Source organism: Fervidobacterium sp. 2310opik-2 (assembly GCF_011057735.1).
GTDB lineage: Bacteria > Thermotogota > Thermotogae > Thermotogales > Fervidobacteriaceae > Fervidobacterium > Fervidobacterium nodosum.
Genome location: NZ_LNGG01000012.1, coordinates 192,503 through 207,448 on the forward strand (window position 1 = coordinate 192,503; position 14,946 = coordinate 207,448).

13 protein-coding genes and 1 riboswitch are annotated in these 14,946 nt (G+C 35.5%); of the genes, 10 read left to right on the forward strand and 3 right to left on the reverse strand.

Annotated elements, in window-relative coordinates:
* Positions 1-292: 292 nt before the first annotated feature.
* Both AS161_RS06380 and AS161_RS06385 read left to right on the forward strand, forming a co-directional pair.
* A complete protein-coding gene (locus AS161_RS06380) occupies positions 293-1,495 on the forward strand; it encodes an acetyl-CoA C-acetyltransferase (protein ID WP_164542170.1) in 1,203 nt (400 codons plus the stop codon).
* Positions 1,496-1,521: 26 nt separating this feature from the next.
* The gene (locus AS161_RS06385; RefSeq protein ID WP_164542171.1) at positions 1,522-2,241 is read left to right on the forward strand and encodes a beta-ketoacyl-ACP reductase; all 720 of its coding nucleotides are present in this window, start codon (positions 1,522-1,524) and stop codon (positions 2,239-2,241) included.
* Positions 2,242-2,300: 59 nt separating this feature from the next.
* On the opposite strand, the gene AS161_RS06390 is transcribed toward AS161_RS06385, so the two are convergent.
* The 3 genes from AS161_RS06390 to AS161_RS06400 form a co-directional block, all read right to left on the reverse strand.
* The gene (locus AS161_RS06390) at positions 2,301-3,011 is read right to left on the reverse strand and encodes a transporter substrate-binding domain-containing protein (RefSeq protein WP_164542172.1); all 711 of its coding nucleotides are present in this window, start codon (positions 3,009-3,011) and stop codon (positions 2,301-2,303) included.
* A 150-nt stretch (positions 3,012-3,161) separates the two neighbouring features.
* Positions 3,162-4,139: a thiamine ABC transporter substrate-binding protein gene (locus AS161_RS06395; RefSeq protein WP_011993498.1), complete on the reverse strand. Its 978-nt coding sequence runs from the start codon at positions 4,137-4,139 to the stop codon at positions 3,162-3,164.
* A 78-nt stretch (positions 4,140-4,217) separates the two neighbouring features.
* Positions 4,218-4,329, reverse strand: a riboswitch (TPP riboswitch).
* 71 nt (positions 4,330-4,400) lie between these two features.
* A complete protein-coding gene (locus AS161_RS06400) occupies positions 4,401-6,626 on the reverse strand; it encodes an ATP-dependent Clp protease ATP-binding subunit (RefSeq protein ID WP_164542173.1) in 2,226 nt (741 codons plus the stop codon).
* Positions 6,627-6,843: 217 nt separating this feature from the next.
* Here AS161_RS06400 and AS161_RS06405 point away from each other — a divergent pair, with 217 nt between their 5' ends.
* From AS161_RS06405 to AS161_RS06440, 8 genes are all read left to right on the forward strand, one after another.
* Positions 6,844-8,013 (forward strand): MFS transporter, encoded by a 1,170-nt coding sequence (locus AS161_RS06405; RefSeq protein ID WP_164542174.1) that lies wholly within the window; start codon positions 6,844-6,846, stop codon positions 8,011-8,013.
* A 64-nt stretch (positions 8,014-8,077) separates the two neighbouring features.
* A complete protein-coding gene (locus AS161_RS06410) occupies positions 8,078-9,403 on the forward strand; it encodes an MATE family efflux transporter (RefSeq protein WP_164542175.1) in 1,326 nt (441 codons plus the stop codon).
* A 43-nt stretch (positions 9,404-9,446) separates the two neighbouring features.
* On the forward strand, positions 9,447-10,073 hold the full coding sequence (locus AS161_RS06415; protein WP_164542176.1) for an MBL fold metallo-hydrolase: 627 nt from the start codon (positions 9,447-9,449) through the stop codon (positions 10,071-10,073).
* Positions 10,074-10,116: 43 nt separating this feature from the next.
* Positions 10,117-11,574 (forward strand): glycogen/starch synthase, encoded by a 1,458-nt coding sequence (locus AS161_RS06420; RefSeq protein WP_164542177.1) that lies wholly within the window; start codon positions 10,117-10,119, stop codon positions 11,572-11,574.
* Between the two features lie 36 nt (positions 11,575-11,610).
* Positions 11,611-12,633, forward strand: a complete 1,023-nt coding sequence (gene galT / locus AS161_RS06425) for a galactose-1-phosphate uridylyltransferase (RefSeq protein ID WP_011993492.1) — start codon at positions 11,611-11,613, stop codon at positions 12,631-12,633.
* A 40-nt stretch (positions 12,634-12,673) separates the two neighbouring features.
* Positions 12,674-13,477 carry an Mrp/NBP35 family ATP-binding protein gene (locus AS161_RS06430; protein WP_164542178.1) on the forward strand — a complete coding sequence of 268 codons (804 nt, stop codon included), beginning with the start codon at positions 12,674-12,676 and terminating at the stop codon, positions 13,475-13,477.
* Between the two features lie 20 nt (positions 13,478-13,497).
* On the forward strand, positions 13,498-13,959 hold the full coding sequence (locus AS161_RS06435) for a YaaR family protein (protein WP_164542179.1): 462 nt from the start codon (positions 13,498-13,500) through the stop codon (positions 13,957-13,959).
* Positions 13,960-13,982: 23 nt separating this feature from the next.
* A complete protein-coding gene (locus tag AS161_RS06440) occupies positions 13,983-14,729 on the forward strand; it encodes an undecaprenyl-diphosphate phosphatase (RefSeq protein WP_164542180.1) in 747 nt (248 codons plus the stop codon).
* Positions 14,730-14,946: the final 217 nt, after the last annotated feature.

Consider the following 14,946-nt stretch of genomic DNA (forward strand, 5'->3'; position numbering starts at 1 on the left):
AAATGGTTAAATTTATAACCAAAAACTGAACACTTACAATTATATCATAACTTTTGTTTAATCAATGAATTTTTCTATTTCCATTTTTTAGATATACACCCAAAAGAATAATAAAACACCTTTTAAAATCTTAAAGCTCTTTCTATTGAGTTTATGTTTTATTTTTTTAGCTCATACTATTTTTGACATCGATATACTAAAAATGGTTTAATATATTATATGGCTAATCTGAAAGGTGATTCATTTATATTGTTTTATTGATTCACTTATAAAATAAGGAGGTGTGGTGCTTATGGTTTACATTCTTGGTGCAAAAAGGACAGCGATAGGTACTTATGGTGGTTCATTAAAAGATATTCCTGCAACACAACTTGGAACTATAGCAGCGAAAGCTGCTTTGAATCAGGCAAATGTTTCTCCTGAAGAAGTGGATGAAACAATAGTGGGTTGTATTTTGACTGCAGGCCAAGGCATGGGACCAGGTAGGCAGGTTTCAATTTATACAGGTGTACCAGCTGAAAAACCCGGTTACACTGTTAATATGCTATGTGGTAGTGGCATGAAAGCAGTTATGATAGGTGCAACGGATATCGAGCTTGGTGAAGCAGATGTTGTTTTAGCTGGCGGTATAGAAAGTATGTCACAAGCTCCTTTCTTACTGAGCTACAAATCAAGGTTTGGATTAAAATTTGGTACACAAGAATTACAAGACCATATGATTTTAGATGGTTTAACCGATGTATTTAACAAAGTCCATATGGGATTAACCGCCGAAAAGCTGGCAGAGGAATTTGGGATTTCAAGACAAGAGCAGGATGAGTTTGCATATAACAGCCAAATGAAAGCAAAAGCAGCTATAGAAAACGGAAAATTTAAAGATGAGATTGTGCCAGTTGAGATACCAGATAAAAAAGGCGTAAAAATTTTCGATACAGACGAACACCCAAGATTCGATACTACTTTGGAATCACTTGCGAAATTAAAACCTGCGTTCAAACCTGATGGCACTATTACAGCTGGAAATGCGAGTGGTATTAACGATGGTGGAAGTGCTCTCGTACTTGCCAGTGAAAGATATGTTGAAAAGAAAGGTGTAAAACCACTTGGAAGAATAGTTGCTTGGGCACAAGCTGGTGTTGACCCAATGAGAATGGGAATAGGCCCAGTGCCAGCAACTGAAAAGGTTCTTAAAAAAGCTGGTCTTTCATTCCAAGATATCGAACTTATAGAACTTAATGAAGCATTCGCCGCGCAGAGTTTGGCAGTAATAAAAGGTTGGGAAAAATTGTTTGGAGTTTCGAAAGAATGGATTTTGGAAAGAACAAATGTTAACGGCGGTGGTATAGCATTAGGTCATCCAATCGGTGCAAGTGGAAATAGAATAATTGTTACACTGCTTTACGAAATGAAGAAGAGACATCTAAAATACGGTCTTGCAACGTTGTGTATCGGTGGAGGAATGGGCACAGCGGTTATAGTTGAAAATATCGAGTAAATTTTTAAATGAAGGGGGAAAGATTTATGAGACTAGCAGGAAAAGTTTGTATAATCACGGGAGCAGGTAGTGGTATAGGTCGTACAGCGGCAGAATTATTCGCTAAGGAAGGTGCAATTGTAATAGCTTGCGATGTTGGTGAAGCAACTTACGATAACCCAAATATCCATTTTTATAAACTCGATGTCACCGATAGAGCACGGATAGCTGAAGTCGTAAAAGATGTTATAGAAAAATTTGGAAAGATTGATGTACTCATCAACAATGCAGGTATAACAAGAGACGCGCTCATTCAAAATATGACAGAAGAAGATTGGGATAAGGTAATTAACGTAAACTTGAAAGGTGTATTCAATATGACGCAAGCCGTTGTACCATACATGTTGGAAGCTGGAAAGGGAAGTATTATCAATACTTCGTCAGTTGTCGGTGTATATGGAAACATAGGACAAACAAATTATTCGGCAACAAAAGCCGGTGTAATAGGTATGACAAAGACATGGGCAAAAGAATTCGCAAGAAAAGGTGCACAAATTAGAGTTAACGCGGTCGCTCCAGGTTTTATCAAAACACCGATGACAGAAAAAGTTCCTGAAAAAATATTAACAGCTATGGCAGAAAAAGCTGCTCTGAAAAGACTTGGTGAACCAATAGAAGTCGCTTACGTTTATTTGTTCCTTGCTTCTGATGAATCGTCATTTGTAACGGGACAAGTAATTGGCGTTGATGGTGGGTTGATAATTTAGCAAAAATTTAAAATTAAAAAGCGGTGGTTTTTAAAGTTAACCACCGCTTTTTATTTAAATTATTTCCAACTTCCAACATAACTTGTTAAAACTCGTTTTACATAAGTATCCAAGAGCTTTTTGAGCTTTTCGTTGAATTCTTTTTCTATAGATTTGTTGAGAATTATATATCCAACATCAATTTTGTATATTAAATCTTTATAAACACTAAATCCATAAACTCTTGAAAAGTACAGTGCATTAATGTAATCAAAAAAAGCTGCATCGATTTTTTTAGTCAGCAAATTTGCAAGTATTTCTTCATTTGAGACAAAAATTTTGTATTTAACCTTTTTGCCCTCTTTCAGCCAATCCTGGATTACTTTTTGACCAGTTGCACTTTCTTTAACAGCAAATGTTATCTTTTCAACATCGCCATTCCATTGCAACCCATTTCTTAAAACAATAGCGAGTCCAGATTGAATATACGGAATGGAAAAAGAAAATGTTTTTTTGCGTTCTTCGGTCATATGTATTCCACCAGCCACGATATCCAAATTAAGAACATTCAAAATCTCAGGTTTTAAAGCGGTAAATGGGAGAATGTATATTTCAAGCTGATAATCCATATCGGAGACAACCTTTTTAAGAATATCGTAATCTATACCACCAAACTTTTCACCTTTCCAAAACGCGTAAGGTGAGCCTAGCAAAAATCCCACCTTTAAAAATTGAGAAAAAGTACTAAGAAATGTTAATAATATAACAATTATAACGATTAACTTTCTCAAATTTTAATCCTCCTTTCGATTTTTATAATCCTATTATTTTAGACCTTACCTATCTAAAGTTTGTTCATCATTTTATAAAACTAAATAAAAATGGGCTGCGATATTCAAAAGGCAGCCCATTAATTATGATTACCTAAACTTATTCATCTTCTAGCCAATCACAGCCTTTTCCCATTTTTTGAGTACTTCATCTATCCTGTCGTTGACATCTGGCTTGACTTTGAGAATTTTCTTAAATGTTGGTACATATTTGAAAACTTCGGGAAGCTCGACATTTATAACCGGCATCATCCATTGATTAAGAGGCACTTCTTTTTGAAAATCTGGTGTTAGTATAAACTCTAAAAATGTCCTTGCAAGTGCGAGATTCTTTGCACCCTTTACAATTGAGGCATACTCTTCAAGCACGTATGCTCCTTCTTCGAATATAACGGGCATATACTTTATTGAACCGTACTTGTACATGCTGTAAGCACCATCTGTGGCATAGCTTACTATTATATCTGCTTCCCCTGTTTCAATCATCTTAAACGCTGCACTCCAACCACTTGTAAACATTAAAACATTATTTTTTAATTGTTTCCAATATTCCATAGCATCATCTTCGCCGAATGCAGCGATAGTCCACATAAGAAAAGTTAAGCCAGTACTTGATGTTCTTGGATCGATAAGTACTATCTTACCTTTATATTCAGGCTTGAGTAAATCTTTAAAGGAACGTGGTGGGTTTTTAATCTTTTCTACGTTGTAAATCATGGCAAGTGCACCGTAATCGTAAACAGTACCATAATCTGTAACTAAAGACTTATAAACAATATTTTTTGAGTTAACTGGTCTATATTTCTCAAGAACACCTTCCTTAATGGCCTTTTGTAACTGTTGAGGATTTAAGCCTATCACTACATCAGCTTTAGGTGAATTTTTTTCGGCGATAATTCTTGCTAAGACATCTCCCATCGAACCAAAACTTATCATTTTAACTTTGCATTTGTAGACCTTTTCGAACTTCGGCGCTATAACTTTTCCTATACCTCCAGCAAAGCTATCGGACGTGTAAATAACAAGCTCTGCAGCAATAATCACTAAAGAAACAACTAAAAGTAGAGAAATAACCAAGAACTTTTTCATCCTCCCACCTCCAAAAATAAATCGTCCCTCCGCATTTTTTCGGAGGGACGATTTTTAATTGCTTATTCCAGAACTCAAATTTTTGAGTCACCTGGTCCCTCCGCCGGTATTACCCGGATCAGGTTCGAAGGGTCGAAGGATTGACTCCTTCCTCTCAGCCCCGCATTTTGGAGCTCCCCTCCAGGCATTATTAAATTCAATCCTATTATAACCCTTTGTTAGACTGTGTCAAGTATTAAATTGTATCTTTAAAAGATTCTTTTATAAAATTTCCCACTTTAATATTCCTTCTTCCCAAATAAACTTTACAGTTTGGCCTTCTTTTACTTTTTCATCAATTATGAGTTCTGCAAGCTTAAATTCTACAGTATTCTCAAATAATCTTCTCAAAGGCCTTGCTCCCATTGACGGAACGTACCCCTCAGTTGCAAGGTATTCTCTCATACTCTCATCAAGAACAACCTTTATATCTTTATCTGAATCGATGAGTCTTTCGTTTAATTCCTTTGTGTATATTTCGATTATCTCCTTGATGTGTTCTTTCTTAAGAGGCTTAAAGACTACAGCCGCATCTATTCTGTTTATAAGCTCTGGGCGGAAGTATTTCCTCATTTCTTCTTCTATATGTCTTGGTATCAAGTCTTCGAAACCCTCTTCAATGTCTTGCATTATAACATCTGAACCAATGTTACTTGTCATTATGATTATGGTATTCCTAAAGTCAACTGTCGTCCCTTTACCATCTGTAAGTCTTCCATCATCAAATAACTGTAAGAGTACATTGAACACTTCTGGGTGCGCCTTTTCAATTTCGTCAAAGAGCACTACACTGTAAGGTCTTCTTCTAACTTGCTCTGTTAATTGACCACCTTCTTCATAACCAACGTATCCCGGAGGTGCACCTATAAGTCTGGCTACTGAATGCTTTTCCATATATTCGCTCATATCGATTCTTATAAGCGCTTTTTCACTACCAAATAGTACATCCGCTAATCTCTTAGCAAGCTCTGTCTTACCAACTCCGGTTGGTCCGAGGAACAAGAACACACCAAGTGGTCTTTTTGGATTTCTAATACCTGCACGGGACATTTTGATTGCATTCGAAACAATCTTCACTGCTTCTTCTTGGTCAACAAACTTTTCATGTATTATCTTTTCAAGGTTCTTTATCTTTTCCTTTTCATCACCCATTATTTTACCGACGGGGATACCCGTCCATCTTTCAATAACACTTGCGATATCTTCTTCAACTATTTCTTTCTTTCCATCAATTTTTGCCCTTGCCGCAGCTTCGTCTACAAGATCAACTGCTTTGTCTGGCAAAAATCTGTCGGTGATATACCTTGCGGACATCTTCGCCGCAAACTCAATTGCCTTATCACTTATAGAGACGTTGTGGAATTCTTCAAATTTGGCCTTCAAACCTTTCAAGATTTCGATGGTTTCTTCTATACTTGGTTCTGGGACAAAGATTACTTGGAATCTTCTTGCTAACGCTTTGTCTTTTTCAATATGTTTCCTGTATTCTTCAACTGTAGTCGCACCGATAACCCTTAACGTTCCACGGGCAAGCTCTGGTTTTAGAATGTTACCTGCATCAAGTGCACCCTCAGCGGCACCAGCACCAACAACTGTGTGTAATTCGTCGATAAAGAGTATAACGTCTGTTCTCTTCTTAAGTACGTCTATAAGTTTTTTTAGTCTTTCCTCGAATTCCCCTCTGAATTTCGTACCAGCAACCAATCTTGCAAGGTCTAATTTAAGTATTGTTTTATTCTTCAAGAATTCTGGCACGTCCTTATTAACAATCCTTTGCGCAAGCCCTTCAACAATCGCTGTTTTACCAACGCCTGGGTCACCTATCAGAACGGGGTTGTTCTTAATCTTGCGTCCAAGTATCTCAATCATCCTGTTGATTTCATTTTCACGGCCAACTACAGGCATGAGTTGTCCGTTTTTTGCCATTTCGGTGAGGTTTTCAGTAAACTTTGCAAGAATGTCGATGTTTTCTTCTTCAGAATAAGTCCTTTGCATTCTTAATTGTTTTATAGCACTGTAAAGCGCATCTTGTGTTATTCCATATTTACTCAATAACCTATAAGTTGTTGTCTCTGGTACAATAGCCATTGCTAAAAGTAAGTGGTCTGTACCAACCTTTTCATCTCCCATTCTTTTCGCTTCGCGCTTTGCCTCGTTAATAACTTTTGTTGTATCTGGGGTTATGTAAATTTGGTTTGTACCACTGCTGCCAGAATAGTAATAACCACCTTTTGAAGAAATAATCCTTTCAACGTCTCTTCTCAACGCATCCGTATCAACATTGAGGAAAGTAAGAATATCTACAGCTGCGTTTTTAGTGTTTTCAAGCATAGTTAATAAAATATGCTCAGGCGCCAACTGGTTTTGTCTGTAACGATTTAAGATGTCGTTAACAGACTGGAGTATCTCTTGAGCATTTTCCGTGAAGTCCTCCATGTTAAACACCATAAAATCATCTCCTTTCTTCTATTTTTTCTTTTTCCTTTCGTTTTGAATTTTACCATATTATCACTTATATGTCAAGAGTGATAATTTTTAATTTTGTGTTACTTTGAATAAGTTGGTTTTTTGTTTAGTTGTTGAAGTTTTCTGGCCTAATGGTACAATTGAATTAGAATAGTTTGAAATACGAACAAAATAGGTAAAAAAGGAAGATGGTGTATAAATGTCTCAACCTTTGCTTATAACTTTATTTACCCTTATTGACGGGCTTGCTCAGGGTATATATGGAACACTATTTAATTTAGTTTTAAGACAAAGCGGAGTTCCAACAAGTATTGTTGGAAGAATAACCTCTACTAGCTTGTGGGGAGCGGCATTTTTTGGATTGGTATTTGGCTTTTTTGCTGATAAGTTCGATAAGAAAAAACTGATAATATTTTCGCAACTTTTAGGTATATTTTTTGGCGTATACCGTGTAATCACCAAATCTTATTTTCAACTGATTATCACTTCGTTCTTTTTTGGTGGATTCACTTCAGCTACTTCCATAATTTTATCGACTCTCTTAGTTCTTAAAACTGATAGTGACAACAGAGCAAAATTTTTTGGTTTAAATTTCGGAGTTGGAATGTTTACCGGAGTTATAGGAAATGTTTTGGGTGGAGTACTTGGCGATATGTTTCCAGCAAAATGGGTTCTTATCACTGCAAGCCTTTCAAGAATTTTTGCTATAATTCCTTTAAGAAAATTGAGGATTCAAAATGAAGTAAATCTTAAAAATTCCAATGTTATTGATTTTCAAGAATTTATATCTGTATTTTCTCCTAAAAAATCTAAAGTAGTTTTCTACTATATGCTATCAACGATAAGTGTTGGTTTCGGGGCTGGATTGTTCGTTAGTTTTGGAAATGTCATATTTTACGATTTATTCAAAATGAGTGCTTCCGTTATAGGTATAATTTTAGCTTTGGCGCAATTGGCAACAAGCCTTGGGGCAGTGTTTTCTCACAAACTTGGTAAGAGGTTCGGCGATATGAATATACTTATCTTTTCTTACGTAGTTGTACCTATACTTATAGTCTCTTTAAGTTTTGTGAGAGAACCGATAACATTTACAAGTGTCTATATAGTTAGATTCGCAGTTATGAACATGGTTAGTCCTTTGCTAAGCGCACTCGTTTATTCAAATGTTAGGCGTGATAAGATTGCAACTATAAACGGCGCTAATAATTTCGTTAATAATGTATCACGTGCTCTGTCTGCTGAGATGTTTTCACTTCTAACTGCTTTTAAAAATGGTTATACACTTATATTCGTAATAAGTTCCATTTTCTACTTTGCAAACGCTTATGTTATGATAAAGATGTACAAGCATATTAAAAATTCCGTATAATACAGAATTTGGAGGTGCTTTTCTGAATTTTGATAAATCGAAGTTCCTTGATAATTCCAGACAGTTGTTTAAATTAGCCCTTCCATCGATTGTTGGTAGTGTTATGCAATCGATGTACGATATAGTGGATTTATTTTGGATAGGCAGGCTATCGTCTAAGGCGATAGCCGGTGTTACTTTATTTTCGACAGTTTTTTGGATAGTCGAGATACTCAACGAAATCATAGGGACATCCTCCGTTTCTATGATTTCACAGTCTTACGGAAAAGGAGACAAAAAGCTAACAAGTAAGATAATCGAGCAAACTCTTATATTCAAAGGTTTCGTCGCTGTTTTAGCCTCTGCAATACTTTTGGTTGTACTAAAACCGTTGATGAATTTTTATACGAAAGACACCGAAGTTGTAAAGGCAGCAATTGATTATGGATACATAAGAGTTTTCTTTATGTTTGCGTTTTTTATGACTTATTCCACATTTACCGCCCTTAGAAACATCGGTAGCGCGCATCTTGCTATGGTTAATATGGTTGCCGGTTCTATTGTAAATATCTTTTTAGATCCGATTTTCATGTTTGATAGGGTTCCTTTTATCAATATCCGAGGTTTCAATTTGGGAATTTCTGGTGCCGCATGGGCAACAGTTGTTTCTACTTTCATTTCCCTAGGATTAGGTTTATTCTTTTTATTCAGAGGGGTTAAGGATGTTAAGATATCCCTTAAAGGTTTGTTTGTTTTAGATTGGAAAATAGATGCAAAACTAATGACGATAGGCCTTCCCACCGGCGGTGAGATGTTACTTAGAACGCTTTCTTACGCGTTTTTGATAAAATTTGCCTCTGGATTCGGTTCAGAATATATAAGCACAATCGGTATCCTTGAAAGAATAATTGGTTTTTCAAATATACCTATCTTTGGTTTATCAATGGCAACTAGCACACTTGTCGGTTTTTCTTTGGGTAAAGATGATGAAAAAGAGGCAAAAAATATTGTGTTTGTTTCGTTATTGTACGGTTTATTGATAATATCCATAGCTGTTGTTGTGTTAATTACACTCAGAAGTAATATCTATTTATTTTTCACAAATGATATGAATGTAATTAGAATTGGAAGTCAAGGCTCTTTAATTGTAGTTCCAACATTACTTTTCACAACAGTGAGTTGGCTATTATCAAGTGGTTTTTTCGGCGCGGGGCTAACGATTTTTACCTTCATATCAAGCTTTTTAAGTAGATGGGCTATTATGATCCCATATCTTTTCATTACTGTAAATATACTTAAATTAGGCGCGATTAACTTTTGGCTTTCTTTCATGATAGCTGAATTGTTTGAAATGTTTCTTGTTTTGTACTTTTTCATAAAATATCCGTGGACGAAAAAAAGGGTGGTGTAGTATGATATAATATATAAAGCAAATTAAAGTGTGGGGTGATTAAATGCAGTTCGAATTACTAAATATAGGTGGTAGTATTCGTGTTCCAAAATCTGTAGAGATCGCGTACTCAACAGCTTGTCTTTTAAAAAACGAAAATAGATTAATCTTAATTGACCCAGGAGATTACACATCGTTTCATACTTTAGAAGAAGCTTTGGAAAACAGAAATATCAAATTAGAAGATATCACCGATATTTTACTGACTCATCTCCATCTAGACCACGCATACGCAACCAAAATCTTTCCGAATGCCACTATATACATACATCCTGCCTATAAGAATAAACCATATGATAAATTTGGCCTTATTAAAAGTAAATTGTATAGAGAAATAATGGATTCATGGAAAAAAGTCATTGAGATAAATGCAGGGGATATTCTTTTTGATAAAATCAGAGTTTTTCATACACCCTGGCATTCAAAAGAACATTGCTCGTTTCTCATAGATACGGAAAATATGGGAAGAGTTTTTTATACCGGCGATATAGTTATGAACCGCGTGGAATTTTATGATATAATTAGATTATTAAGAAACGACAATTGCTCGAGATTCGTCAATAAAATTAGAAAAAAATGCGATTATATAGTATTTACACATGATGAACCGGTAGAATCTTCCAGATTTTGACTTTATAATTTTTTAAATTAAAAATCATTGGGAGGTGAAGCAAATGAGAATAGCAATGGTATCTTATGAAGTGTACCCATTTGCAAAAGTTGGCGGTTTGGCGGATGTTGTTGGTGCTTTGCCTAAGTACTTGGAAAGACAGAATATAAACGTCGATATCTATATGCCATACCATAAAAAAGTTAAACAAAATGCTGAAAAATATGGATGGGCAATTGAAAAAATCACAGAAAAAGTAGACGCATCAATGTTGAGAACAGAAGAAAAGTTCGAAATTTATAAAACAATGTTACCCGGCACAAAAGGAGTTAACGTTTTTCTTATTAACAATGAATATTATTTCAACGCTGATGAAGTTTACGCTGGTCCAGATCTCGCAGAACAAGCTATATTTTTTTCATATAGTGTAATAGAAGCTATAAGAAAGCTGAATTTTGAATATGATATTGTCCACGTAAACGATTGGCAAACTGCTTTGATACCTGTTTATTTAAAGACTGTATTCAGAGATGATCCTTTACTATCGAAAATAGCTACTGTATTAACAATTCATAATCTTGGATACCAGGGGATATTTGAACCGGAATATTTAAGATTTGCGGGATTGCCTGATTATCTGTACAATATAGATGGTATAGAGTTTTACGGTAAAATAAACTTTTTAAAGGGTGGAATTATCTTCTCGGATATTATAAACACTGTAAGCCCAACTTACGCGAAGGAAATCCAGCAAAAAGAATATGGTGAAAAATTGGAAGGGGTTTTAAGGGCAAGGTCTTCAGACTTGTATGGAATATTAAATGGCATAGATTACGAAGAGTTTAATCCACTTACAGATAATAAGATTTACGTAAACTATGATTTAAATACCATCGAGAAAAAGAAAGAAAACAAAAAACTCCTACAAAAAGAACTTGGATTACCTGAAAGAGACGTTCCAATGATTGGAATGATAAATAGACTTGTTGACCAAAAAGGTCTTGATATAATGGCTGAAATAATGGATTATGTTTCATTATTTGATATCCAATTTGTACTATTAGGTACAGGTGAAGAAAAATATGAAAATATGTTCAAAAAACTTGGAGAAAAGTATCCAGAAAAATATTCCATAAATCTTAAGTTTGATATTGTGCTTGCGCAAAAAATATACGCTGGCTGTGATATGTTCTTAATGCCTTCAAGATACGAGCCATGTGGATTGGGTCAAATGTACAGTCTCAGGTATGGTACCATCCCTATTGTCAGATACACTGGAGGCTTAGCTGACACTGTCAAAGAATACAATCCAGAAACAAAAGAAGGAAACGGTTTTGGATTTGAAGGATTTGATCCCGCGCACTTACTTAAAGCTATGGCAAGGGCAATTTACTTCTACAATAGTAAAGAAGATTGGAACACTTTGATAAAGAACGCAATGACAATGGATTTAAGTTGGGATAAATCGGCGAAAGAATACGTAAAACTTTATCAAAGAGCTAAATCCAAGGTACAAAGATAAAATAGATAGAAACAAAATATAAAGGGAGGATTTTTCATGCCTGAATATAGAAAAGACCCTGTTGTAAAAAGGTGGGTAATTATCTCCACGGAACGTGCAAAGCGTCCTCATGATTTTCAAGTTCAACCCGAAGAGACAAAAGTTGGGTTCTGTCCTTTTGACTATGGTAATGAACACACAACTCCGCCTGAAATCCTTGCGTTCAGGCCACCAGAGACCCAACCAAACACCCCGGGTTGGTGGGTTAGGGTAGTGTCTAACAAATTTCCAGCTGTTGACTCTGAATTACCAGTGGATAGATACGGTCACGGAATGTACGATGCGATGACAGGATTTGGCTATCATGAGGTAATAGTCGAAACACCTGACCATAATTCAACTTTCGCACTGTACGATTACAAACAAACAGAGGAAGTTATCTGGGCTTACCTAACAAGATTCAGAGCTATGGCGCAAGATGAAAGAGTTAAGTATATACTTATATTTAGAAATCACGGTAAAGATGGAGGAGCCTCACTTGCACATCCACACAGCCAGATAATTGCAACTCCAATAGTGCCAAAAACCGTCCAAGAGGAACTCGATGGTGCAAAAGATTATTATTCATACAAAGAAAGATGTGTATTTTGTGATATGATAAACCAAGAAAAAATTGAAGGTAGAAGAGTGATTGAAGAAAATGAACACTTTATAGCTTTTGAACCATACGCTGCAAGATTCCCATTTGAAACCTGGGTACTGCCAAAAAGGCATTCGCATAACTTTGGAAATATATCTGAACAAGAAGTAAAGGCATTTGCGCAGATTATGAAAGATGTTTTGCATAGGATCCATGTTGTTCTCAATAATCCACCATACAATTTTCTAATTCACACAGCTCCTGTTGGTGAAGAAGGGAAGCTCTATTATCACTGGCACGTCGAAATTATTCCAAGGCTTACAAGAGTCGCAGGATTTGAATGGGGTTCAGGATTTTACATAAACCCTGTTCCACCAGAAGATGCAGCGAAGTATCTTGTGGAAAATTACAAAGAGATAATGGAAAGTCAAAACAAGTGATTTTCATCTTGTAAAGTAAAAAAGGAGAGGAAGGAAGATTATGGATTTTAAGCTATCAGAAGATCAAAAGATAAGTACACTGAAGGAAAACGTGAAACATTTCATAGCAGTACTCAGCGGTAAGGGCGGTGTTGGCAAAACGACCGTATCTGTGAATTTGTCAACCGCTTTGGCAGAAAGTGGTTACAACGTTGGCATCCTTGATTTAGATATACACGGTCCAGATATAGTTAGAATGCTAGGTGGCAATGCTATACCAGGTGTCGATGAAGATGAAAGAATTGTTCCAGCCCAAATATTGCCAAATTTGAAGGCGCTTTCCATTTCAATGCTTGTTGAAGAAGGTAAGCCTATTATATGGCGTGGACCACTTAAACATTCTGCAATTAAACAATTTTTGGGTGATACAAATTGGGGACAACTTGACTTTATGATTTTCGACCTTCCACCCGGAACAGGTGATGAAGCGCTGAGCTTATTGCAAACGCTTGGAAATATCGATGGAATTATCGTAGTGACAACCCCTCAAAGGGTTGCGCTTGATGATGTGAGAAGAGCTATCGCTTTTGTTCATTCAATGAATCAAAAAGTTTTAGGCATAGTAGAAAACATGTCTTACATGAAATGTAAAGACGAAATTGTATATCCATTTGGAAAAGGTGGAGCGGATAAACTTGCTGAAGAATATAACATTCCAGTTTTAGGTAGAATTCCAATGGATCCGAAAGCTCTTGAATTATTAGATGAGGGGAAACCTATAACACTTTATTACCGGGGAAGCGAAATTGAGAAATCGTTTAGGGAATTAGCTGAAAATGTTGCAAAAATCGTTGAGAAACAATAAAATTTTAAGGGTGTGAAATATTGAGAATTGAACCACCTTCAAATGACCCCAAACTGAAGAGTACATCTATAAAAGGCAAAAAAGCAAATAAAAAAGAGAGTGTTAATAGAAAATCAGAATCAAGCTTCTTTGGTATATTTGAAGAAGCTGAAGTTGAAGCAATAAGAAAAACCATCGAGGAATTAGTAAACGAAGTCGTCGAAGCGGGTAATGATTTTGTACGTTCACCAACTCAAGATAATTTAAAAAAATACAAAGAACGCATTAAAAATGTTCTAAAATACGTTGAAAAGAATCTCTACAAAATCGCAGGAAAGTACGATTTTAATGTTTCCCAACCAAGGCTTCACATAATCGCAGAGCAGATTGATGAAAGATTAATGCAAATATCCTCGTTATTGATGGAAGCAGAGAAAGACACTATTAAACTCGCTCAAAAAGTTGGAGAAATAAATGGCTTACTATTTGATATCTACAAATGATCTCTGAAAAGGAGTGAATTCGATTGAAAGAATTTTTTTTGGGAATTATTCAGGGATTAACAGAATTTTTGCCAGTCTCAAGCTCAGGTCACCTTGCTTTATTCTCAAAGATCATAAGTTTTCCATCTGACCTTGCCTTATTTGCATTTTTTCACATAGCAACCTTTTTTGCCGTATTTATACTACTTTTCAATGATATTTGGAACATCTTATACGGTCTAGTGAGATTGGATAAAAATATGTGGAATTTAGCCTTAAAAATAATTATTTCATCAATACCTGCGGGGATTGTTGGACTTTTTTTTGAATCGAAGATAGAAGAAACTTTTTCTTCACAAAAATTGATTGGTGTATTCTTTTTAGTAACAGCTGCTGCATTATGGTTTTCTGACAGATTTTCTGGAAATAAAACAATGAACGATATAACATATTTGGATGCTCTACTTATTGGGCTTTTTCAAGCAGTTGCTGTTTTACCCGGTATCTCAAGAAGTGGTTTTACACTAATCGGTGCTCTATTGATAGGAATGACAAGGGTGGATGCTTTCAAATATTCGTTTTTACTTAGTCTTCCAATAACCTTAGCTGCGGGATTACTTGAGTTGAAAAACGTAACTTTTACAGCTGCTACATTATCTGGTTTTGCCAGTGCTTTTATATCTGGGTTAGTTGCGCTCATATTCGTTAGATTTCTTACCATTTCTGCTCATCTGAAGTATTTTTCTATATACCTTATAATTCCTGCAATTGTAAGTTTTTTCATGAAGTGAAAATATAAAATTGAGTATTTTAAGAAATTAGCCTCGGATTATCCGAGGCTTTTTTACATTATTTTCATCGAAATAATTTTTTAGGTTTTCACATTTGATGTGGTATAATTAATTTGCAGAACAAACATCTTGATATTTAAGTTTTAAGATTTCCGGTAATAAGTCAAGAGGAGAAAAAATAGAAAAATAAAAAACCTAGTCAACACTTTGACTTTCA